22 protein-coding genes and 2 pseudogenes are annotated in these 23,355 nt (G+C 42.5%); 11 read left to right on the forward strand and 13 right to left on the reverse strand.

The genetic code is table 11. The annotated features are described in order from the left end of the window. Nucleotides 1-372 precede the first annotated feature (372 nt). Together CAL7507_RS07295 and CAL7507_RS07300 are read right to left on the reverse strand one after the other, a co-directional pair. Complete coding sequence (locus CAL7507_RS07295; protein WP_015127807.1) at nt 373-1,593, reverse strand: HetZ-related protein; 1,221 nt, start codon at nt 1,591-1,593, stop codon at nt 373-375. 370 nt (nt 1,594-1,963) lie between these two features. Further along, nucleotides 1,964-2,623 carry an L-threonylcarbamoyladenylate synthase gene (locus CAL7507_RS07300; RefSeq protein WP_015127808.1) on the reverse strand — a complete coding sequence of 220 codons (660 nt, stop codon included), beginning with the start codon at nt 2,621-2,623 and terminating at the stop codon, nt 1,964-1,966. Nucleotides 2,624-2,873: 250 nt separating this feature from the next. On the opposite strand from CAL7507_RS07300, the gene larC reads away from it, so the two are divergent. Continuing rightward, the gene (larC, locus tag CAL7507_RS07305; protein ID WP_015127809.1) at nt 2,874-4,127 is read left to right on the forward strand and encodes a nickel pincer cofactor biosynthesis protein LarC; all 1,254 of its coding nucleotides are present in this window, start codon (nt 2,874-2,876) and stop codon (nt 4,125-4,127) included. 62 nt (nt 4,128-4,189) lie between these two features. Here the strand turns inward: larC and CAL7507_RS07310 are convergent, their stop codons facing one another. Next, entirely contained in the window at nt 4,190-4,798 is a 609-nt protein-coding gene (locus CAL7507_RS07310) for a hypothetical protein (RefSeq protein ID WP_015127810.1), read from the reverse strand. Between the two features lie 211 nt (nt 4,799-5,009). Next, the gene (locus CAL7507_RS30580; RefSeq protein ID WP_083862881.1) at nt 5,010-5,159 is read right to left on the reverse strand and encodes a LuxR C-terminal-related transcriptional regulator; all 150 of its coding nucleotides are present in this window, start codon (nt 5,157-5,159) and stop codon (nt 5,010-5,012) included. A 150-nt stretch (nt 5,160-5,309) separates the two neighbouring features. On the opposite strand from CAL7507_RS30580, the gene CAL7507_RS07315 reads away from it, so the two are divergent. Together CAL7507_RS07315 and CAL7507_RS07320 are read left to right on the forward strand one after the other, a co-directional pair. After that, entirely contained in the window at nt 5,310-5,534 is a 225-nt protein-coding gene (locus CAL7507_RS07315) for a type II CAAX prenyl endopeptidase Rce1 family protein (protein ID WP_052331545.1), read from the forward strand. A gap of 119 nt (nt 5,535-5,653) precedes the next feature. After that, the gene (locus CAL7507_RS07320) at nt 5,654-6,577 is read left to right on the forward strand and encodes a lysylphosphatidylglycerol synthase domain-containing protein (RefSeq protein ID WP_015127812.1); all 924 of its coding nucleotides are present in this window, start codon (nt 5,654-5,656) and stop codon (nt 6,575-6,577) included. A gap of 47 nt (nt 6,578-6,624) precedes the next feature. Here CAL7507_RS07320 and CAL7507_RS07325 read toward each other — a convergent pair whose 3' ends face one another. After that, nucleotides 6,625-7,950 (reverse strand): hypothetical protein, encoded by a 1,326-nt coding sequence (locus tag CAL7507_RS07325; RefSeq protein WP_042341230.1) that lies wholly within the window; start codon nt 7,948-7,950, stop codon nt 6,625-6,627. A 319-nt stretch (nt 7,951-8,269) separates the two neighbouring features. On the opposite strand from CAL7507_RS07325, the pseudogene CAL7507_RS33000 reads away from it, so the two are divergent. From CAL7507_RS33000 to CAL7507_RS07345, 6 genes and pseudogenes are all read left to right on the forward strand, one after another. Beyond that, nucleotides 8,270-8,371 (forward strand): annotated as a pseudogene (locus CAL7507_RS33000) (element excision factor XisH family protein); the annotation flags it as partial. A gap of 1 nt (nt 8,372) precedes the next feature. Further along, nucleotides 8,373-8,582, forward strand: a pseudogene (locus CAL7507_RS30590) (XisI protein); the annotation flags it as partial. Nucleotides 8,583-9,642: 1,060 nt separating this feature from the next. Further along, nucleotides 9,643-9,855, forward strand: a complete 213-nt coding sequence (ndhL, locus tag CAL7507_RS07330) for an NAD(P)H-quinone oxidoreductase subunit L (protein ID WP_015127814.1) — start codon at nt 9,643-9,645, stop codon at nt 9,853-9,855. Between the two features lie 24 nt (nt 9,856-9,879). After that, nucleotides 9,880-10,191 (forward strand): DUF3007 family protein, encoded by a 312-nt coding sequence (locus CAL7507_RS07335; protein WP_015127815.1) that lies wholly within the window; start codon nt 9,880-9,882, stop codon nt 10,189-10,191. Nucleotides 10,192-10,264: 73 nt separating this feature from the next. Then, on the forward strand, nt 10,265-11,101 hold the full coding sequence (trpA, locus tag CAL7507_RS07340; RefSeq protein ID WP_015127816.1) for a tryptophan synthase subunit alpha: 837 nt from the start codon (nt 10,265-10,267) through the stop codon (nt 11,099-11,101). A gap of 230 nt (nt 11,102-11,331) precedes the next feature. Further along, nucleotides 11,332-11,973 carry a hypothetical protein gene (locus tag CAL7507_RS07345; RefSeq protein WP_042341231.1) on the forward strand — a complete coding sequence of 214 codons (642 nt, stop codon included), beginning with the start codon at nt 11,332-11,334 and terminating at the stop codon, nt 11,971-11,973. Nucleotides 11,974-12,313: 340 nt separating this feature from the next. On the opposite strand, the gene nblB is transcribed toward CAL7507_RS07345, so the two are convergent. The 7 genes from nblB to thrC all read right to left on the reverse strand — a co-directional run bounded on the left by nblB (nt 12,314) and on the right by thrC (nt 18,316). Beyond that, nucleotides 12,314-12,976: a phycobilisome degradation protein NblB gene (gene nblB, locus CAL7507_RS07350; RefSeq protein WP_015127818.1), complete on the reverse strand. Its 663-nt coding sequence runs from the start codon at nt 12,974-12,976 to the stop codon at nt 12,314-12,316. Nucleotides 12,977-13,072: 96 nt separating this feature from the next. Further along, nucleotides 13,073-13,537 (reverse strand): CBS domain-containing protein, encoded by a 465-nt coding sequence (locus CAL7507_RS07355; RefSeq protein WP_015127819.1) that lies wholly within the window; start codon nt 13,535-13,537, stop codon nt 13,073-13,075. Between the two features lie 185 nt (nt 13,538-13,722). Then, complete coding sequence (mutT, locus tag CAL7507_RS07360; protein ID WP_015127820.1) at nt 13,723-14,154, reverse strand: 8-oxo-dGTP diphosphatase MutT; 432 nt, start codon at nt 14,152-14,154, stop codon at nt 13,723-13,725. A 40-nt stretch (nt 14,155-14,194) separates the two neighbouring features. Continuing rightward, nucleotides 14,195-14,365: a hypothetical protein gene (locus CAL7507_RS32260; RefSeq protein ID WP_015127821.1), complete on the reverse strand. Its 171-nt coding sequence runs from the start codon at nt 14,363-14,365 to the stop codon at nt 14,195-14,197. 381 nt (nt 14,366-14,746) lie between these two features. Continuing rightward, nucleotides 14,747-15,814: a sensor histidine kinase gene (locus CAL7507_RS07365; protein ID WP_015127822.1), complete on the reverse strand. Its 1,068-nt coding sequence runs from the start codon at nt 15,812-15,814 to the stop codon at nt 14,747-14,749. Beyond that, nucleotides 15,807-16,979 (reverse strand): FIST signal transduction protein, encoded by a 1,173-nt coding sequence (locus CAL7507_RS07370; protein WP_015127823.1) that lies wholly within the window; start codon nt 16,977-16,979, stop codon nt 15,807-15,809. Before CAL7507_RS07370 ends, CAL7507_RS07365 begins: the two co-directional genes overlap by 8 nt. A 242-nt stretch (nt 16,980-17,221) precedes the next feature. Continuing rightward, nucleotides 17,222-18,316 carry a threonine synthase gene (thrC, locus tag CAL7507_RS07375; protein WP_015127824.1) on the reverse strand — a complete coding sequence of 365 codons (1,095 nt, stop codon included), beginning with the start codon at nt 18,314-18,316 and terminating at the stop codon, nt 17,222-17,224. Between the two features lie 337 nt (nt 18,317-18,653). Here thrC and CAL7507_RS07380 point away from each other — a divergent pair, with 337 nt between their 5' ends. Continuing rightward, on the forward strand, nt 18,654-18,845 hold the full coding sequence (locus CAL7507_RS07380; RefSeq protein ID WP_015127825.1) for a hypothetical protein: 192 nt from the start codon (nt 18,654-18,656) through the stop codon (nt 18,843-18,845). Between the two features lie 190 nt (nt 18,846-19,035). Here the strand turns inward: CAL7507_RS07380 and CAL7507_RS07385 are convergent, their stop codons facing one another. Next, complete coding sequence (locus CAL7507_RS07385; RefSeq protein ID WP_015127826.1) at nt 19,036-21,384, reverse strand: hypothetical protein; 2,349 nt, start codon at nt 21,382-21,384, stop codon at nt 19,036-19,038. Between the two features lie 261 nt (nt 21,385-21,645). Between CAL7507_RS07385 and CAL7507_RS07390 the strand changes: the two genes are divergently transcribed. Next, a complete protein-coding gene (locus CAL7507_RS07390) occupies nt 21,646-23,331 on the forward strand; it encodes an iron uptake porin (protein WP_015127827.1) in 1,686 nt (561 codons plus the stop codon). Nucleotides 23,332-23,355: the final 24 nt, after the last annotated feature.

Consider the following 23,355-nt stretch of genomic DNA (forward strand, 5'->3'; position numbering starts at 1 on the left):
GATTAAATAACGTACAGTTTATTTATTTCAAATCGAACCTACCCCCATTTCTCTACTTGGTAATGAGAGACGATGGAGGTGAGGTTAAATATTTAATTGTGTCCACGATTTGAAGTTAATAGGGTTTGATTTGATTAAGTAGGTTGGCGCAAATAATGTTAACTGCTGGGGCTGTCATTGGTCATGTGTCATTTGTCATTTGAGTGAGGTACGGGAAGATATGTTAAACCACGCATGTAGGCACAGAGTGGCATCCCGTAGAGTATACAGATAAATTATCTGTACTCCATTCTCACGAGAAATATCATAAATTCACTTGTTTGCTGCAAAATTTGAGAATCTTTCTATCCACTTAAGACTGACAAGATTATCTCAACCTGTCTGAACTTCAGTATTGCCGTTGCGGATAGCCCAAGCGATGTCTAATAGCTGAGTCCAGCGCTTTTGCAGTTGTTTGGGGGTGCATTTGATGGCTTTAGCGATCGCCTGATCACCATGTTGTGCTATCTTAAACCTCAAGATTTCCTGTTGCTGTTCAGATAGTTGACCTAAAAAGATTTCCCATTGTTGGGCTGATAGACCCAATTTGTGTTCTAAACCAGCACCTAACCATTGATGTACCAATTGCCAATGATGTTGCTTGGCGAATTTTTCGACATGGTATTTAAAGCGTTGTTGCAGGTAGTCGCGCTGACGACTGGTTAAACCGAGGATTTGGTCAATTTCTGGTGCGGAGAGGTCTTGCAGTTTGAGGGTAAGGTAGTTTACACAGTCAGATTGACCTTGTGCTTCTAAGTATCTGATCAATTCAGAAACAACGCGATCGCGCTCCGACTCTTCCGAAGGATCAAAGTTCGTTTGAGCAACCATTTGCGCCCGCAGTTGTTGCACCGCCGAATTGCGTTGATAAGCTTCGCCTTCTTCACCCTTAGCAGACTCTACCGCCATTTCAATATCCACAGTAGTCTCTTGGGGCTGGCGACGAGCAAAACCTTGGGCACGCAAGATAATTAGTTGCTGACTAGCACTACCAGGTAAATTAATGCGGCGCTTGGCATATTGTTCTGTAAACGCCATGTATTCCGCTAATTGTAACTGAGTGCGGGGCGTGTAATTTTCGGGGAGTTCATTTTCCCGCCGGAAAGCTTTGATCGCTTCGATATAAAATGCTTGCAGGAAATCTTCAATCAGGTTGTAACGACCTTCAAATCCCAACTCTGAGCCAGCAGTCGTCACGTGGCGGTAAACCATCGCGCCTAAGTTACTATGTAATTCTACACGTCCGCGTTTTGAACCCAATTGGTAATAACGTAAGCACTTCTGCAGACGGTGTCTCGCTAAAGTCAGCTGCCAAGACTGGATCTCCCCAGATGTTTGAATCCGGGAGCTTTTATCGCAAATGCGTTCCACTTCTTTCGCCATACGCTGTGCTACAGCCTGCACACAACCAGATGCAGCTTTGACTTGGGCTTGCATTTCTTGACAAAGGAGTTGCATCAGGGCGTCTATCTTACCGGCTGATAATTCCTCGGTCGCAACGTAGCAGTTAACAGCGGATGTAGAAGTTGGTAGACTGGCAAGGTTAGCTTTCATGAATTTTCCTAAAAGTGGTACTGCACCGTAATTACAAAGCCAAGTCAGCACAACACACGAGTCTTGGTCGAGGAATTTCGTGGCATTCATCCATCAAGACCCTTAGCAAGTGCTGCTTACATATAAGACTGTAGGAAATTTGTAAAAGTTACGGGCAAGGTAATGTGTCGGTTTTTCACAAGTAACTACGTTAAGGCAGGAATTGGGATATCCACCTTATGTTAGAAATAGCTAAAACTATTGCTGGGCTTATCTTTGTCACCATCGCTTTCCCATAACTCCTAGCTCTCGTAAGTATGACGATCGCAGAACTGGAGCTTTTTTGATCATGTTTTCCGAAATTGATTGGTGAGTTGATGAAGTGTAGTTCTCACACCCATGCTATTGCTGATTCCCAGCCTAAACCTTGTCGTGTAATCATTGGTTCCTCTCCCGTCAAATCTAAAATCGTAGACACCTCATAGCTAGGTTCTTCGCCCGTGTCTACAATGACATCTACCAAACTGTCCAAACGGTCAAAAAGTTCCGTCTGAGACAGAATCGGTTTTGGACTTATCCCAACCATTTCATCATCCGCTTCATCTGGTGGTAAGTGTGCCGAAGTCGAAATGATGGGATTTCCCAAAGCTGTCAGTAACGCTAAACATACAGTATGATTTGGCACTCTAATACCCGTGGTTTTTCGCTTGGGACTTTGTACCAGTCGTGGTACTAATTTAGTAGCAGGTAGCAAAAACGTATATGGTCCTGGAATCAGACGCTTCATAATCCGATAAGCTGTATCACTTACAGAAGAATAAGTTGCCACGTTAGATAGGGAGGGACACAAAAATGTCAAAGGTTTATCATTTGCTAACTGCTTAATTTTCCTTACACGTTCCACCGCCGACTTGGCATTCAAATCACAACCAATTGCATAAACTGTATCAGTAGGGTAGAGCATTACTGCACCGCAAGAAAGTGCCGATTTTACTTCCTCTATTCGGCGAATTTGGGGATTATCAGGATGGACTGTGAAAATCTTTGCCATAAAAGTTTTTGGGGTAGAACATGGGGGATTGGGGATTGGGGATTGGGGATTGGGGATTGGGGATTGGGGATTGGGGATTGGGGATTGGGGATTGGGGATTGGGGATTGGGGATTGGGGGATAATTTTTGACCCTTGACTCCTGACCCTTGACTCTTACCAATGACAAATGACCAATGACCAATGACAAATGACCAATGACAAAAATTACGAGTTAATTTGATTTGCGCCGAGTTACTTACCAATTCATATATGACTAAAATTGCGTATCTTCAATGTGCGACGGGAATTTCTGGTGATATGTGCCTAGGGGCCTTGGTGAGTCTCGGTGTTCCCATTGAGTATTTAGCTGAAAAACTCAACGGCTTGGGCATTGCCCAGGAGTATAAGTTAAGGGCAGAACTCGTTCAGCGTAATGGACAGCAAGCAACTAAAGTCCATGTGGATCTAGTACATGACCACCACAGCCACGACCATGAACATAGCCACCATCATGCACGCCACTTACCAGAAATCGAGCGAATGATTCTCCAAGCTAGTTTGCCATCAAGGGCGGAGGCTTGGAGTTTGGCTGTATTCCGACAACTAGCAGTGGCAGAAGGGGCAGTACATGGCATTGCACCCGAAAAAGTCCACTTTCATGAAGTGGGCGCTGTGGATGCAATTGTGGATATCGTCGGTACTTGCTTGGGGTTAGACTGGCTGGGGATTGAAAGCAATAATGCAGGATTGCCTTTACTATACTGCTCGGCGTTTCCGACTGGTGGGGGAACTGTGCGAGCAGCACACGGTCAAATGGCGGTACCGGTACCAGCGGTTCTGAAGCTGTGGGAGATGCGGGGTTGTCCAGTTTATAGCAATGGTATTGACAGAGAACTGGTGACACCGACAGGAGCGGCGATCGCTACTACCCTAGCCAAAGAATTTGGTTCGCCACCACCCATTACCATCAAGCAGATAGGACTGGGAGCGGGTACTATAAATTTGCCCATCCCCAATATACTACGCCTCTGGTTAGGGGAAGTGACAAATTGCCAGTCAGATTCTGGCCTGTCTCTCGAAACTATATCGGTACTAGAAACCCAAATTGATGACTTAAATCCGCAAGCGATCGGCTATGTGTTTGAGGCGTTGTTTGCGGCTGGTGCGGTGGATGTCTTTACCCAAGCGATCGGCATGAAAAAGTCTCGTCCGGGAATTTTGCTGACTGTGATCTGTCATCCAGATAATTTAGCCAGATGTGAAGCGATCGTCTTCCGGGAAACGACTACTTTAGGCATTCGTCGCTCAACTCAGCAGCGAGCCATCCTACAAAGGGAAATTCAACAAGTAGAAACAGAATATGGCCAAGTGCGGGTCAAGGTAGCATGGCAGGGAAAAGAAGGAATCTCTAATGTGCAACCAGAATATGAGGATTGTGCAGCACTAGCACGAAAGCATAATATTCCTTGGCGCGAAGTTCAACAACTCGCCCTACAAAGTTGGCATTTGCAAAATAAAAACTAGAAAATAGTACTGCAAGGATAAGCCTTGCCTCTACAGTACTATTTTCTCTGAACCTTGACTAATTAATTAACTTGTTTAATTGTTCTATTCACGGCTGCAGCTGCATCCTCCGCTGAACGCTGAATATTTTTCCCAGTATCCTCAGATGCACGTTGAACGTTTTTGGTCAAGTCCTTAGCAGCGTTCCCAGCATTTTCTCGGATATTTTCAATTCCTCGCTGAGTTCCCTGAGTGACACCACGCCGAACTTCTTCAGCCGAACCGCTCACATCTTCACCCAGGCGTTTCACTCTTTCACCAAAGGGTGTACCTTCGCGGTAATTTTTCACATATTGTTCTTTGCTATCAATTCCCTTCTCTTCAATATTTCTTTGAGCATTTTCTTGAAGCGCTTCTGATCTGGCTTTTGCTGCTTTGGCTGCTGCTTCTGAGCGGGGATCTACATCACTAAAGTTGTTGATCCCACCTTCATAGGGAGCATTAAAATCGTAATTTTTCGTGGTGGGATCGTATCGCTCTATATTAGGTGCTTGAGAAGTAGGTTGTGGTGGTTGTGCAGCTACTCCCGGACGATTACAAGCCTGGGCAACAAATAGGAATATTCCCGCCAAAAACACAGTTAACATTTTCAAGGGACGAATGTTCTGCAACCAGTTAATGACTTTTTTCATAATTTTACTCCTTGCATTTTTGTGACTAAAATTTTGCTCACCTCCAACAAGGTTATCCATAAAAAAAAAAGTGAGCCTCTAGCGTAGGTAACATTATTTTTTTTATTAAAAACCGATTTTTATATGTCAATAGGAGGATATTAAATCAGTTAAAAAGAATTTCCATTTAATGTCTTTGCAGTCAAGTTCGTTTATCTAAATGTAATTGCGCTCAAAGAGCCGCTTGAGTGCGATCGCGTACTCCCATCTGACACAAAATCCGAGTCAGATGATTTTTCTGCGTACCTTCTGTCAGATGCAGAATCTGAGCAATGTTTTTGAATGAATTTCTCACAAAACCCGAACACTTCAGCCATAACATACCTCTGTTAACCCGTATCCTTTATGGAGGTAAGTAGTCAGACAGAATTAATTACACAAAGTCATTGCGTAGGCGAAGCCTACGCAATGACTGTAAATATTTCTGTCCAAGTACTTATAACAGAATAAATCTTAATTTAGATGGGGGTTAATGACTTTAATTGTGTGGGTAATTTGGAGATTATTTCAAAAAAGACAAAGTCTACCTCATGTCAATTACTTTGTAGCTGCAATTATCCTTTCATCATTAGTTTTTGCACTAGGACATTTGCCAATTGCTTTTTTGTTAAGTAATAGTGTGACTACTGCTGTAATTATGTATGTAGTTGTGGGTAACTTATTTTTTGGTCTAATAGCAGGTTATCTCTACTGGTAGAAAGGTCTAGAGGCAGCAATCATCGCTCATATGCTAACTCATCTAATTATGGCATCAATCAATTCGTTGCAGAGATAATTTGTTAATGTAACATATGTTGTAGATGTTAAATTACCAAAATGCTCAAGCAAATTTTACGCTGGATAATTCTGGGCGGAACGCTATTTTTCTTAGCCAAAGCTTTGAAAGATAACTGGCTTGAGGTGACAGCTATCCAAATTGATGGTATGGGATGGGCAATTTTAGCGATCGCTACTGGCATAACCTTACTAGCACATATCTGGGCAGGCTGGATATGGACTTGGATTCTCCAGGAACTCAATCAGCCGATAGACTCTTTTGCATTCATTCAAGTTTACCTGAAAACTAACATTGCCAAGTATTTACCTGGTAATGTTTGGCATTACTATGGACGAATTGTAGCGGCAAAAAATGCTAATATTTCTGCTAGTGTAGCCACTTTAAGTGTTTTATTAGAACCTTTATTAATGGCAGCAGCGGCTTTAATCATTATTATTTTATTTGGTAGTCAATTTGCCATAAATAATACAAATATTCTATTACAAGTATTGCAATTATTGATTTTAACTGTAGTACTTTGTGTAGTTCATCCCCGGTTTTTAAATCCAGTTATTCGTTTTTTACACAACTTCAAAAATAAAAAATCTCATCAAAATACTCAGCAAACTACTACTTTAAATATGGAACGCTATCCCCTAAAACCTTTGTTAGGAGAATTCGGCTTTTTAGGACTCCGTAGCACTGGATTTATATTAACCTTTTTTGCTCTTGTCTCTTTAAATATCAGTCAAATTCCTTTGTTACTAGGTGCTTTTAGTTTAGCCTGGTTATTGGGGCTTTTGGTTCCGGGTGCGCCTGGTGGCTTGGGTGTGTTTGAAGCAACTGCGATCGCACTTTTGCAGCATCGCTTTCCTGTGGCTGTCGTTATTAGTGCGATCGCCCTTTATCGTCTGATTAGTATTGTCGCTGAAACTATGGCTGCTGGCTTGGCTTGGCTTGACGAACGCCTATCTCAGCCTTGATTTTTCACCTTCTCCTTTTTTCCAAATGGAAAAATTAAGGTGGATAGTCATTTATATGAATTTGTTTTTAACTGCGAAAACACACGATAAGCATCTAAATTTAACTGAGAATTACAGGCTGGTCTATCTTTTTCCATTTTAATCAAGTTGTATTCTATATTTTCTGCATAAATTGCGAACGTGATATTAAAAACTTCTAGAAAATGAATGAACCATTTACATTCACTTTCCGGATATTTTTCATAATAATTAATCAAATGAGCAATCCGAATTTCCAAATGACTCCGGGCATTTTTACAAATCAGGATAATTTTGAGTAGCACAATTACTAATGTTAACGGATTACCTTGAGAAAGCAGTAAAACGAATAATTGCGAAGGTTCCTCACCGGTTTCTGTTGTGAGATAATCAATTACCCGATTACAAATTCTCAAAATAAAGTTATTGTTAATAACTTCCTCATTATATTCTGTTCTCCAAGCAGAGAGTTTGTCTGCCAATTGCTGCTTTACATTGCTAACTAATTCTTGTTTTTCTACAGTGTAAAATAAATATTTTTCTATACTTTGCTTAAAGGTGTATAGGTTTTGATTTTGAGTCTGTTTGATAAATATATGGGCAATATTTTCATAACTAAACACCCCCTTTTTGACTACAATCATTTTAATTAAACGCAAAACATGATCTCCCAAAATACTGGGATTTTTGTAGCGTGTTGAGCTAGAAGCAGCAGATTGAGAACGAGCAATATACATTGCTAGTTCAAACTTAAATTTATCTTTCATTTGTTTAGAAAGCTTCTTAGCTGCTTCTTGTTGCTCTTTTGATCGCTTGGTATCAAAAGATTGAGCAACTAATAAGTAAGAGGTATAGCGATTAGTCCAATGACTGTTGCTTTGTTGCTTGTATGCCGACTTTTCATGCTTAGATGTGAATGATTTTAATTCTTCGTAGTCATCACTATTAACAAAATTTTCTAGCCAGCTTTTGTAAAGATTTATTTTGGGGTTAGTTGTTTTTATCCAGAACTGATGTGTAGCAATTAGACTAAGTAGCTCCTGGATATATTTATAGTTTCTTTTAGATTCCCAGTTGTTAATTATGATGTAGCAGCATCGTTTTATTGTGTGAAGAAAATCCTGTTCATTATTAACAAAATAAATTCCGTAGGTTCCTGCTATTTCACCTGAATTTTCTGAATCAATAAAATCTATAAGTAACCGTTTGAATTCTTGTAAAACTTCTTCTGGTGGGCAGGTTTGGACAATTGCCACCAAGAAACTGTATAACCGTTCTTGTGCAATTTGCCGATTAATCTGCTTAGAGTTGCACTTCACAATATCTTGATGTCCCTGTAAACTATTAGTGGTCATGCTAGTTTTCAAGACCAAATATTTTCCTGATTCTATTTTTATAGCTTAACCTTGGTCAATAATAGTATCAATGTGTTGTTCAAAGTTTAAGTAATTTTTTGACAGAGATTTAATGAACTCACGAAATCAATATCAATTATTTAATCAAACTTCTTTAAAACTTTATTTTTAACTCAAAAATGCACAAAACAAAAACCAAAATCCCCTACTGCTTCAGGAGGTTGGTAATTTTGTTTCTCAGGAACGATTTAGGAATGCTATCTACGCGCAAGAGTATAAAGAATAACATGACCAAATGTTAAGCCTTGGCTCTTTATTAGAGAGAGAGGGACAAAAAATAGCAGTAGAAATTAAAAGTTTTATTAGTCCATCGAATGTTTCAGAATTTCATACGGACTTAGGACAGTTTTTAAACCATCAATCAATTACTTTATGTCGGTTGGCGGGGAAATAAACGTGATTTTGGCTGTATTCTACATCTTGATATCAAGGATGGGAGAATATGGATTCAACATGATGGTACAGAAGAAGGAATTGCCAATCGATTAGTTGAAATGGGAGTACCCAGGGAAGATATTATTTTGGCGTTTCACGAACCCTATGTACGTCAGTTTACTGGGTTTGGAACTTGAGAAATATTACTGATTTTGCAACCGCTCATTGTTGATGAATACGTTGGCACAGCCCACTTACAGTCTTCTGTGACAGGTGGATGCGATCGCTATTTTTAGTGGGGGTGGGGGGACTTGAACCCCCACGACCGTTTAAGGTCAACGGATTTTCATTCTTCCGCAACTTTCGCTGCTGCCTGATAGCTTTAATTACTATCGGCTTTAAGAATTGGACTCTCCCTTTACCCTCGACTTAACGTTAGGGTAGCTCCCGTCGGGTCTCTGCACCTTCCCATAATTTGGGATTTTCGATTGTCAACACAATCTTAAATCTTCAATTTTTGGGCTTGGCTCAGGATTGCCATGTCTGTAATCAGATTTAGGTTTCCCTGAGTTTGAGAGCTTACACTTGAAAGATTTCTCTAGCAAGGCTCAGTTATCTAAGTCCGTAGCGTCTACCATTCCGCCACACCCCCTAACGTTGTTAGGAGCCACTTATTTTTTGAAGGCAGCAAATACCTTCTCATCTATTCCAACACTAATTGTGTCTTTTGTACAACTAGATTTAAAAAAGTTGTTCACAACTAGCAATTTGACTGAATCTGGCAACTACACAAAACTTTTGTGAACATTATCCAGAGTTGGAACTGCCCTTTTTTCCGTCGCTGCGCTAGGAAAACCTAAACTTTTTGGACGTAAGGCAGTTATTTGCCACAGGCTTATCTAGCATAGCACAGTCTACAGTTTTTGTTGTGCTTTTGCAGTAATTTTGTAGAGCGATCGCTCGAAGCAAATGTATATATACAGGACTGACGCAGGTGTCACAGTTAAATGACCATTTGATAGGGTGGGCAATGCCCACCGAAACCCGGATATGCTGGGCATTGCCCACCCTACATGATTAAATTCTGTGCCAGTTGCGTAAGTCCTAATATACTGAGAAATTATCTAAGATGGATAAGAAATTCCTGGGCATTGAATTTAAAAGTGAGATAGTGACGATACTTTCCTGAGTCCAGCCATTCAGCCTATGATGGGGGATAGATGCACCAAATGGTATTGTCTACGTAGAGAGAGAATTATGATTGTAGCCCTGCTGTATCTGATTTTGGCTGGAGCTTATTTGTTAGTCATTCCAGTAGCTGTTCTATTTTATTTGAAGCAGCGGTGGTATGTAGCTAGCTCTGTGGAGCGCACCTTGATGTACTTTCTGGTGTTCTTCTTTTTTCCGGGGTTGTTGGTTTTATCGCCGTTTGTGAATTTACGACCCCAGCCACGACAAATTGAAGTTTAGCGAGATTGGTAGGTCATAACCCTCATGCGACGCATTGACGCAATCGGAATTGGCTTAGGCGTTTTTGTAGCTGGCGGTCTAGCATATGCTCTATTGCAGCTAGTTGGTTTAGATGGGGAAAAAGCTGGTATATGGAGCCAAGTCTTGCTAGTCAGTGGTTTGGTTGGCTGGTTAGCTACATATATTGTCCGTGCGGTGGGGCAAAAAATGACCTACCATCAACAGCGTGAACAGTATGAACAAGCCTTCTTTGAAAAACGCCTAGCAGAACTCACTCCCGAAGAACTAGCAAAAATTCAAGCGGAAATCGAACAAGAAAAGCAAACTCAGCTGTAAAATCGTTGTTTGTCATTTGTCTTTGGTTTTCATGACAAATGACAAATGACAAATGATAAATGACAAACGACAAATGACAGCCATTTCCGATCGCTTTGAAACTCTAGGACGAAATCACGAGTGCGCTCTGATTCCGTTTATTACTGCTGGTGATCCAGATTTAGCCACCACAGCAGCAGCATTGCGAACTCTGGATCGCAGTGGTGCGGACATTATTGAACTGGGAGTTCCCTACTCCGATCCGCTGGCGGATGGGCCAGTAATTCAAGCTGCTGCTACCCGCGCCTTACAACGAGGAACAACGTTAGATCAAGTGCTGGAAATGTTGCAAGCAACTACTCCGAGCTTACGATCGCCTATTGTTCTATTTACCTACTACAATCCAATTTTGCACCTGGGGATTGAGAAGTTTATCCAGAAAATTGCGACTTCAGGGGCAGCAGGCTTGGTTGTGCCTGATTTACCCTTAGAAGAGGCTGAGGGGTTACTCCAAGCATCTAGTGAGGCGGGAATTGATTTAACCTTGTTTGTAGCGCCCACAAGCTCTAGTGAACGGATAGAGGCGATCGCTCGCTCCTCCCAAGGATTTATCTATTTGATTACTGTTACAGGAGTTACGGGTATCCGCTCTCAAACGGAAACGCGAGTGTCAGATTTACTCAAACAAATTCGTGATGTTACTGATAAACCTATTGGTGTAGGCTTTGGTATCTCCCAAGTATCCCAAGCTCGCCAAGTCAGAGATTGGGGAGCAGATGCGGTGATTGTGGGTAGCGCTTTTGTCAAACGTCTAGCAGAAGGCACTCCGGAGCAGGGATTAAAGGCGATCGCTGAATTTTGCCAAAGTCTCAAGGCAGCTATCAAGACAGGTGACACTAGTACAAATACTTACCTTGATGAAACTAAGTAAAGTAGATTAAAAAATTATAACAGCGTAGTTTTTTACCCGTATTTGGTAGACAATTTCACCAATATGGTTTTGAATATTAACAGCATATATCAGGCTGTAAAAAAACTAGCTGATACGGTCGCTTATAGTTTGAGTATTATGTGAAGTTAAGTAAGTGAGAGATGTAATGAGTGTGAGAGTGAGTCAGTCTCAAGTAGTTATAGTTCCGTCGCAATTGGGGGGTACAGGCGATGAGTGAGAGTATGGCATTTATCGGCGGGGTCGCCGTAGCTGGGCTGGCGGCTCTCGTATTGCTCAAGGGGACAAGTAGTCCCATACAACCTAACTTTGCTGTGGCTCCGCAAATGCCGTCCACTGTGATACAGCCGCAAGTAATACCGCCACAAGCACCGTATGGATACCAGCAACCTCTGTATCCCAACAATCCACCCATTGCTCCTAATGCTGACCAGAGATTGGAGTTGGACAAAATTAATATGCAGATGGAGCGCTTAAAAAGCGACAACGAACAGTTACGGTTGGCAAACCAACAACTCCAATTCCAAGTCCAGACTAATAGCAACACCCAACAACAACAACAATTATTCCAGCAGCAAGCCACTCAAAAAACTGCTTTATTGCCTCAAACTCCTTGGTGGTCTTCACCCATCGTTTGGGCAGTAGGCGGTATGACTTTAACTATTGGTGGTGGTGTTGTGGTAGCTGGGGTATTAGCTTTATTTTCACCACGGCAGCGTCCTCGTACTGTACAGGTGATTCACCCCTACCAAGGACCAACACCGCCGCTGGTTCCTGTCCGTCGTACTGAGTTTTTACCCCCTAGGGCAGAAGCAAGACGTATGGAAACCCCCCAATACGACGAAATGCACTAAACGCAAACTAGTTGTTGTCCGGACTAGCAGCTAAAAATACTACCTAGTGATCGTCAGTAGGCTCACATCCAGTTGCAATTTGTAACAATAAAAGAAGTGAGTTAGATTTTTGTGGACAGATAAAAAGCAATACCTACGGCAAGCAAGAAGGTGATATAAATACGAAATTACCTCAGTGCTTGAGTGTTAAATAAATTATTAGTTATTCAGTAGTAGCCGTCCGAAGTTCATATCGGCCGGCATTTTTTCGGAAAACGTAATACTGGTGATGGTAAGCTACAGAGTCAGTATTTCCCTCATATCCGTGTGAGCAAGTGTTTGACTATGTTGCTGGACGCACTTAGACTGACTGCAAAGCTTGTTTGGCTTCATTAGCGATCGCCTCTACTTCATCATCAGCCAGAGTTTCTAATAAAGATTTGGCATCAACACCACCCAACCGACTTAAAGCTTGCATAACTCGATAGCGTACTTGCCAATCTGAACTAGTGACATAGGGTGATAACAGAGGAACAGCCTGTATATTTCCTAACTCGCCGAAAGAACTAATAGCAGCAGTTTGGATTAATTCATTGTTAGAAACGAGTGCTTGTTTGAGTAGTTCAAAGCCTCGCGGATCTCCCAACTCTCCTAATGTAGCGATAATACTGAATTTTACTAACCACTCAGGGGTTGTATTGTAAAGCTGCTGCAAGTCTTCAAAAGCTGCATGTAGTTTCAGCGCACCTAAACAGTCGGCGGCTGCTGCTTGGACATCAGGTTCAGGATCATTGAGTAAATCACGCAATAGATTCAACGATAACTCTAAATCTTGTGCGCCAAGTGTATCCATCTGACTTACTGCTGAGTAGCGGACGCGGGAATTGCTATCATTGACTGCACTTTGAATTAGTTCAAAACCAATAGTCGGCTCCAATTGGCGAATTTGATTTACAGCCCGCAAGCGATCGCCTAAATCCTCAGAACTAAGCAATTGCCTAACAGACTCAGGAGTAATACTCATTTATTGATCCTAGATTTTCAAAAGTGTTTAAAAGAAGAGTCCAGAGTCAATGGTCAAGAGTCCAGAGTCTCAAAACCCTGGACTTTTGACTCTTGACTAATCTTGATCTGCTGCCATTGCTCGCACAATGTCACCACGAGTGAGAATACCAATTACCTGACCCGCGCTGTCAAGTACTGGCAAACGATGAACATGGCGATCGTGCATGATTTTGGCTGCTTCCCTTACAGTTTTCTCAGGGGAGATAGTGATGGGGTTTTTGCTCATGACTTCCCCAACTGTTTGTCCCAGCGCCTTATGCAAGTCACGCTCATAATCGCCAGGATTTTGTAAATAGATGACGCTATCAAGAAACATGATGTACGCTGGCGGAGTCACACCAGTTTGTTGCCACATCAAATCAGTTTCTGAGATAATGCCAACCAACTGTCCGGCATCATCTACAACAGGTAGCCCGCTGATGCGTCGTTCTGCGAGAATTTGGATAGCTTCTTTCAGTGGCGTTTCAGTCCGGACAACAATTGGGTTGCGGCTCATTACGTCGTCAACGGTTTTAGGCATTTACTTGCTGACACCTCTGAATCACAGTCTCTGCGATTATTGTAAAAAATTGCGGGTCTTAACCTACCACAGTTAATACATCGTTACTATATTGGTCGGTTATCATTTGTCATTTGTCATTCGTGAAGAGTCAAGAGTTAAAAGTCAAGGGTCACGAGTTAAGTTTCTTATCTCCCTTATATCCCTTATCTTCCCCAGTCCTTAGCCCCCAATCCCTTTAAAACCGCGATAATTTGAACATTTGCTTGGGGAAAGGCAAACTTTTCGAGATCAGCCAAACTTACCCAACGAATTTCATCAGATTCCAGTGGTTGTGGCACACCTGTAAGATGGCGACACTGATGAACCGTGAGAGTAACACGCAAACTAGTATAGGTGTGATCAATAGTGATGAGATGTTCCCCTACTGCAATTTCTATTCCTAGTTCCTCAGAAATTTCTCGCTGAATACACTCCTCGATAGTTTCACCTGGCTCAATTTTGCCTCCAGGAAACTCCCACAAACCCCCCATTGCTCCTTCTGGACGACGCCTATCGATTAATATTTGCTCTTGTTCATTCCAAATTACAGCAACACCAATGATTTTATGGGGCAGGCGGGAACTGGTTTCACTCATAGATTGTTGGAGCGGAGGTTTAGGGAGAAGATGCGATCGCTTACAGCTTACTATGAATCAGTAGGTGAATTGTAGAAAGTGCGATCGCACCATGAGATTGACTATCGGAGATAAACTCAACTTTAGTGGTTGGATTTTTGACTTCATAAGCTTTTGCCAAAACTGTTAAAACTTTTACAGATGAACTGGAGGCAGCAAATTTAATCACCATCTGGTTTTGAGCGTCAGTTTGGCTGGCAATGGGGCTAGGATTTGTGGAAGTTGTAGAACTCGGCGAAGAACAACTGGAAATACCGACGACGCTCAGTCCAATGATTATTAAAAAATCCTAAAACTGGGATCAGGATTTTAATTACTACAGCTTTTTGATCTGTATCCTCGTTCAACCAGGATTCGAGAAATATTCTCAAGTGTATTCCCGACTTGATATTCGGGAATACTGATGAATGCGTTCATCCTTGAGGCTGTTGTTATAGTATTCCCGTTGGACGCAAAGCAATTTATTCAGTCAAGCAATAAAATATTTTCCAAAGCGCGATCGCACTTTGGGAAATACAAATATTTTTCCTCTAGATTGTCTATCGAATCTTGCCTATTGCCTGCTATGGAGAGGAATTAGAACCACAAACTCTGTACCTTTTCCAGGTGTCGAAAAAAATTCTAACTTGCCACCATGTTTTTCGGTGATGATTTGATAACTGATAGCCATTCCCATTCCAGTTCCCTTGCCGACAGGTTTTGTGGTAAAGAATGGATTTAAAATCTGTTTTTGAATCGATTCAGGAATTCCAGTCCCATTGTCAGCGATCGCAATTTTTACCCACTGCGAATCGACAACGGAAGTACTAATCGTAATGCGACTGGGATGATCTTGGATTTCCTGAGCAGTTCGTTTGGTGTTGAGTTCTTCGAGGGCATCGATCGCATTTGCTAAAATGTTCATAAACACCTGGTTCATCTGTCCGGCACAGCATTCTACAAGAGACAAATTACCGTAGTCTCGGATCACCTCAATTTTTGGGCTTTTGCCAGTGGCTTTGAGACGGTGCTGCAAAATCAGCAAAGTATTGTCAATACCTTGATGAATATCCACAGCTTTTAACTCACTTTCATCCAGGCGGGAAAAGTTACGTAGTGACAGCACAATATCCCGTATACGTTCCGTCCCAATGTGCATTGAGTGCAATACCCGAGGCGCGTCTTTTGCCAAAAACTCTAAATCAATGGCTCGACGTTCGGTTTGAATTTCGCTAGGTGGGTTGGGGAAGTAACGGTGATAAAGCTCGATCAATTGCAGTAAGTTCTCGGTATATTGCTTGATATGTTCTAAATTTCCGTAAATAAAACTAACGGGATTGTTGATTTCGTGAGCAATCCCAGCCACCATTTGACCCAGAGCAGACATCTTTTCGCTTTGAATCATCTGCACCTGCATCTTATGCAAACTATCTAGCGTATTTTCTAACTCTTGGCTTCTCTGTTCCAAGTCTGTTTGAGAGCTTTCTAACTCAGAAATGACTTTCTTCAGCAAGAATTCTTTTGTGGCAATGTCACTCTCAAGTTGGCGGCGTTCAGCTTCGCAGCGAGACAACTTTTTCTGCAAGATGCGGTTGTTTTTTTCCAACGCTTGCATATGTATGACATCGTTTTGGTTATCCATACACCAATCGTTGTGTCCCCATCAGCAGTGTGACAAACGTTTTGTTATGAAATTGTGTTTGTCCTCCAGCTACCAAAGGCGCAATTTCACCATAAGCGTAGAAACCACAGCAAGGTAGTGTCTCTGATAAATGGGTTTTAACAAGCTGATACTCTTCTCTTGCAAAAGTTCCCAAAATGCGGCGCCGAGCTGCACAAGAAATGAGCAACGCTGCTGTTGGTTCCACACCGGGATAATTGGCGAGAGCGATTTTCAACGATGCTTCAGAAGCTGACAAAATGTTGTCACGAGTCGCATCGGTAATTTGTACAACTGCCTGTTCAGGAATATCTGAGAAGAATGTAATGCTACCAGACTGTTGATCGTAGCTATGAGGTGCCCGCAAATAGAAATGGTCTTGATCCTCAAAAACTGCCAGTGCATGGATGGCATAGTTGGACGCAAAACGTTCTGCACCGAGATAGTGTTGGTAGAAATCTAAGGCACGCTGTCCATCAATTTCATAGACTACGTTACCATTCACTTTAGTTACACGGCTACGTTTACTAATAGGAGTCCAACCACTAGCAACGCCATGAGAAAATAGTATATTTCCAGAGAAGAGCAACACTGGTACTGAATCACTTAATACTTCACCCTGGAAAAATTGATAGGTTTTTTCAAAGGTATAGTCGTCAGCAGCCATTCCCCCAATGATGGGAATATCCTCTCCCAAGCTTTGTTTTAAACCCTCTAAAATCAAGACTCCATTGCTTGTCAGACTATCGGGAAAGGTGAGACATAGTTGTGGCTGGGATGTACTCTTTGCCTTTGCTTGGGCGATCGCTTCTTGGGCAGCTAGATTTGGGTTTTTCGATGCTCCTCGTCCAATACCTGCCCGAATTTCTACTTCGTCCGTAGCAAACAGCATTAAGGTGATAGAATCTTGCTGAAACTCCAGAATTGAAGAGATTTCTCCATTCGTAGTGCCACCAATCAACTCAATTCCAGGGAAAGCATCCTGGATGCGTTGCAAAATTAGCGCATGGTCAAAATCTATAGCAGTGAATAAAATTCCAGCTTGCGGAATTGATTCTCCCAGGGAACGATTACATGCTTGAAGAACTTCAGCGATCGCGTTTTGAGAATCAGGATCGTCACTATGACCAACAACAACTCGAAACACAACTACCTCATTATAAGTTTGAATATTTAGTGTGCTAATCCAATGACAGCACCCTACAACTTATAATTAGATTTCCCATTTACTTGAACTAAATCTCTATTCGCCTGACTTTGTCCCGCAACACTAACGCCCGAAGTTAAGGGCAGGGAGCAGGGAGCAGGGGGCAGGGGGCAGGGGCAGGGGGCAGGGAGCAGGGGGCAGGGAGAAATAACTCTTGACTCTTGACTCTCAACTCTTGCCTATTACGATAATCCCATAGCCTCCGCTACTGCTTCTACTTCCGCCTCAATGCCTTGTTTAAATTGACTGTGGCTATGTTTGATGGCTGTATCTGGGTCTTTAAGACCATTGCCGGTGAGGACACAAACCACTGTTGCGCCTGCGGGAATTTGGTCTTTTACCTGTAACAAACCAGCCACAGAAGCCGCGCTGGCAGGTTCACAAAAAATGCCTTCAGATGATGCCAATAATCGATAAGCATCGAGAATTTCTGCATCAGTAACAGCATGAAAATGTCCTTGACTAGCTGATTGAGCGGCGACGGCTTTGTCCCAGCTAGCGGGGTTGCCAATCCGAATGGCTGTAGCTAAAGTTTCGGGATGGGCTACTGGGTGTCCGTTAACTAGAGGTGCTGCTCCTGCTGCTTGGAAACCCATCATTTTTGGTAAGCGATCGCACTTTCCGGCTTGATGATATTGACAAAATCCCATCCAATATGCACTGATATTTCCCGCATTACCCACTGGGATACACAACCAATCGGGAGCATTACCCAAAGCATCTACAATTTCAAATGCTGCTGTTTTCTGCCCTTCTAGACGGTAGGGATTAACCGAATTCACTAAAGTTATCGGATAGCTTTGAGCCATCTCGCAGACAATTTCCAGAGCGCGGTCAAAATTACCTTTAATTGCCAGTACCTCAGCCCCATAAAGCAATGCCTGTGCCAACTTACCCAAAGCCACATAGCCATCGGGAATTAGCACAAAGGCACTCATACCACCACGCCTAGCATAAGCTGCTGCTGCTGCCGAGGTATTGCCTGTACTCGCACATATTACCGCCTTGGCTCCGTCTTCCTTAGCTTTGGAAATCGCCATTGTCATTCCCCGGTCTTTGAAGCTACCAGTGGGGTTAAGACCGTCATATTTCAAAAACACACGGACTTGTTTACCAATACGTGCGGCGATCGCTGGCGCTGGAATTAGAGGGGTATTACCTTCCAACAGGGTGACAACCGGCGTGTTTTCGCTGACGGGCAAATATTCACGATAGGCTTCTATCAGCCCAGGCCAAGGTTGGTGATGAGATTTAGCAACAGACAGGCTCAAAGTCACAGGATTTATAAAAGTTTTTTGTGCAAAACTGAAAAGTACCAATGGTACATATTTTCTACCACCAGATGCTCACAACACAAGTAGAAAATAATTTCTATTCTGCAAGTATAGCCGAATAGCGCTGTGGCAGGGGAGCAGGGAGAAAATAATTCTTGACCTATTGCCTGCTCCCTTGCCCTTTGTTGGGAACATCACCTTCACAATTGCCGTCACTTATGGCTAAAGCCAAAACCCATTAGAGTAAATGATTGAAAGTATACAATCATTTAACAAAGCTTAAAACTACATTATTATATTATCTCTAGTGGTGTGAGTTAAGTTGTGGATTTAGTGAACAATGTCTACCTATTCATCCAGTGTTTCCAGTCGTAATTCTCAAGCTGTTTTGAACCGCGAGCCTGCTAAGTCTTATTATCAAGACGACCAGCAGGTTAAGTTCATGCACCTGCAAGCAGAGGTAGACTCCTTGTTACAGCAGTTGCAAAGCCTCAAGCAGCAAAAATTAACAACCTCCGGTGTAGAGGAATAAAGCAATCGGTTTTGAGCTATACCCAAAGTCTCCCCTGCTAAAAATTTAGTGCTGAGGCACAAGTAGAGCTACCTAGGGCAAAAATGAACACAGTCCAAGCTCTAATTTACTCGGGCCGATGTTTCACAACCAGCTCTAGAAGTGACGTTTGTAACTCGTTGACGCTGCTGCTGCGTGTGTATGCCTTATGCTATTCAAAGCGCTGATTTTTTTCAGACCAGCGCCTGAGACTATAGTTATCAACATTCTCAACTAGCAACGCTAGAGACTGATCGTCTGAAAGCCTAGCGATCGCTGTTAATAGTTGCTGTGAATTTTTCTGAAAATCCGTATAGACGATTTTACCACTGTCAGACAGGATGATAGTTCGGGGACGGGGTAGATTTTGTTCTTGGTTAACAATATTAGATGGTGTCTGCTGCAAAGATGCGATCGCTGCTGCTGAGATAGTCAAAACTATTTCTGGCTTGGCATTATTTGTCAAATCAATCACCTGAACAGGCCAATCACCTAACTTCTGCTGCATTTGTTGCAAGTCAGGCATAGCATCATCTGGAATTTCACCGGATTGTTGCAAAGATCCCCAGACAGTCGGTAATATTTCCTTAGCAGCTTGCGGATCTCGTTGAGATAGTTCTGCCAAGGTAATGGCAGATGGCTGTACCCATTCCAGTGCTGCATTTGTTAAGGCTAAAGGTCGGGGCTGGAAAGCATTATTTGGATGCTCAGGCATGATTTGTCCAGCAGCTAATAGCCGCAAAACCCCACCCCGCAATTGTACAGCTTTGATGCTGGCAGTGGTCATTTGCTGCTCTCCATTTGGTAGCCAATTAACTATCTGGATTGCAGGGTCAGAACTTAGTCCCAAAATTTCCCATAAAAATTTGGCAGGTGCAGTTTTAGGTGGTTGCAGATTTGCAAAGGGAGAATTTAACCAGCGTTTGCCGTTATCAAATGCACTCACCGTCATTTGATACCAAACTTCGTTATCTGCAAGTTTCAGGTCGGCTTTAGGGTCTAGTTGCAGCCACTCAGCATTTGTTACCTGAGTCATGGGTTGCACCGAACCCACAATCCGGCTAGGGTGACTAAAAAGGTCTTGAGAGGTTGATAGTTGATGATTATTGAGTAGTCGTAATAGACCTTGAATATAAGCGCGGGTGTCTGGGGTAATCTGTAACTGCGATCGCAACCAAGAATTAGCACCTGCTTCTTCTTGTTGAACTGCTAACATCAAGGCCGTCCAAGCTTGGACTTCTCGTCTATTGGGGTTAACTCGTAATGCTGCTTGTGTACGCTTCCATAACCGTCCCCCATCTGCCTTGAGTAAAGCAGCAATTTCTGGGACATTCTGTGGCGATGCTTCAAATACTTGTAAAGCCTTTTGCCAACGACCATCTATCAAATCTGCCAGCGCCTGCTGACCAGGACTTGCCCAACTTTTTTCGGCTTGGGTTTTGGTAAGTTGGGAGTGCAAGCGAATCATATCGATTTGTGCTTGCGCCGCCGGGGGAAAAATGTCTTTGCGTTGTTTCTGGAGAGATTGCAGCCTCTCAAAGGCTGGTGTCCACAGTCCACTTTCAGCCATTAACAGGGCATTTTGGTAAGCAGAATCCTGGAGGACTGGTGGTTTGAGGGAAATTTCTTCAAGTTGGATAGGGTTGAGGAATAAATTCACAGATTTGACTTGGTAAATCTGTAGTTGTGGTTCTAAACCGACTGTTTGATCAATAACTAACTCTTTGGCATGACCACCAGTCACCTGCTGCCATTTAGGCACTTGTCCGCTAAGACTTTTCCAAGACAGCAGTTGTTGGAGATTGTGGCGTTCTTGATTGTAGTAGACAATGTGACCGTAGGCGATCGCACCTGTACCTTGTTGGCGCTGACCCGACAAATAAAACCAAATCCCTGCTGATGGTGTCTTACCTTCAAAGCGTTGCACTGCATTTAATGGTAGGGAAGTAGTCGCTTCTTGATGTGCTGATTCAGCATCAGCAGCCAACACAAAAGACTCATCTAGCCCAGTTACAGGTAGTTGATTCACTAGATGGTAATATTTTTCGGTCTGGGATGCGTATTCTAAATCTGGCGATCGCTGGTAAACCTTGAGTGCCACCAGTACGCGACAATTAGATTGACAATTTGCTCGCTGCTGGAAAACAGGCAGTAAAAATGAGTTTTCCTGATTGTCATCCAGAGGTAAAGTGTCCCCAGCGATTTGTTTTCGGTTACTGAGGCTGAGTTGAATTTGTTTGAGGGTTTGGGGTCTTTCGGAGTTACCCAGAGAGATTTGTGCCCATTCAGGTAAAAATTTATTCAGCCAGCCGATTTGTTCTGGATTGAAAATGAATAAAATACTCAGCCAGACAATAACTATTATTGAGCCAGCACTACCCATTAAAATAGCGATCGCGAACGTTGAAGACAGCCAATTTCCCTGTTTGGCTTGTGTTTCGGAGACATGTTTGATTGCACCTGTATGAGGTCGATAGAGCCATGAGCGCTTTGGCGTCACCTTTCGCAACCGATTTGCCATTTGTTTTTCTCAGTCAATCCAGTAAGTATTTTTAGGCTTGGTATTCTATCTTTTATACTCTCGCTTTTCAATATTGCCCATTCTGGGGATGAGGGGCAGGGAGATGGGGGCAGGGGGAGAATAATTCTTGACCTATTGCCTATTGCCTATTGCCCAATTCAGTAAATTTCCCCATGTCACCACTAGATAATTTTGAATACACTCAATACTTAAGTATGTGAATAAAATATTAAAGAGTATAAAAAGTTGAAAATTAGACTGATGTGGCTCGCATGGTTAATAATTGCGGGAATTCATGGATTTGAACAAAAAGCCATAGCTCAAGAGGATAGCCTCCCAGCAGCAAAGGAGAGTACAGATTTAACTTCATCTCCTCTGTTCCTCTCTCCATCGCCTGTAGATCAGTCTTTGTCAGAAAGTGATGAACCGATGGCGCAAGTCACATCGGTTTCACAACTGAAGGATGTACAACCTACAGATTGGGCGTTCCCAGCATTGCAGTCTTTGGTGGAACGCTACGGCTGCATCGCAGGTTATCCAGATAATAGCTATCGCGGGAATCGGGCTTTAACTCGGTATGAATTTGCCGCAGGTGTAAATGCTTGCCTGGATAGAGTCAACGAGTTAATTGCTACAAGCACTAGTGATTTAGTCAGTCGTGAAGATTTAGCCACCCTGCAAAAATTACAGTCAGAATTTGCCAACGAATTAGCAATGTTGCGGGGTCGAATTGATAGTTTAGAAGCCCGTACCAACGACGTTGCAGCCAACCAATTCTCTACAACAACTAAACTAAGTGGACTGTTAATAGTTGGTGTCCAAGGACGGAGTAGTAATCGTGGTGATGTTAATCCTAGAGATGGGATCAAAGATACTAATGATAGTGGTACAAATATTAACCTGATCTCCCTAACCCAGCTATCTTTAACTACTCAATTCACGCCCCGCAGTTACTTATTTACAAGTCTGTTATATGGTAAAGGTGGTACTAGCCCAAGATTTAATAACAATGATGTCACTCGCGACAGAGTTTCTCGTAATGATGTTCTACTTGGCTACGAATTTCCTACAAATAACGTCATCATTAACCACCTCCATTATCACTGGCTGGTTGCCGACAACTTAGCAGTGATGGTGGGAACAGAAGGCGTTAACATGACGAATGCTTTCCGAGGTCCAAATCAAGTAGAAAGTGCAGCTACAGGACCATTGTCACTTTTTGCACAAAGAAACCCAATTTTAAATATGGGGTTTGGTCACGGTGGTCTAGCTGTTGATTGGCAATTTGCCAAACGTGCTAGTTTACAGGCTGTTTATTCTAGTTATCAACCCGGAAATCCTGGTAAAGGCAGCGGTTTATTTGATGGTAATACCACTACAGGTGTGCAACTACTGTTAACACCAACTGATGCTGTAGATTTGAGTTTATATTATGTGAATAATTACTCTTCTGATGGTTGTTTGCTGACTTTTGTGGGTGATGAATGTTTAACTGCAAAATCAGAACCTCTACAAACTAATGCTGTTGGTGCTACTGTAACATGGCAAATTTCGCCCCGGATTACCTTCGGTGCTTGGGGTGGTTATACTACTTCTTATATTCCTGGGCGATCGGGAAATGTAGAAACAACAAATTATATGTTATTTCTCAATTTCCCAGATTTGTTTGCTAAAGGTAATTTAGGTGGAATTTATATTGGACAGCCACCCAAAATTACAAATAGCAATCTAACTGACGGTAGCAATGTTCCTGACTCGATTAATACAGGATTAGGACGTGCAGGTGGACAACCAGGAACGACTACTCAAATCGAAGCATTTTATCGGTTCCAACTCACAGATAACATCAGTATTACACCAGGGATAATTCACATTTTGGAACCTGGAAATACACCAGATAGCGACCCAGTTACTATTGGTATTCTGCGGAGTACATTTATTTTTTGATTTTCCTTTATAGGGTCATTGGTC

Source organism: Calothrix sp. PCC 7507 (genome assembly GCF_000316575.1).
Taxonomy (GTDB): Bacteria; Cyanobacteriota; Cyanobacteriia; order Cyanobacteriales; family Nostocaceae; genus Fortiea.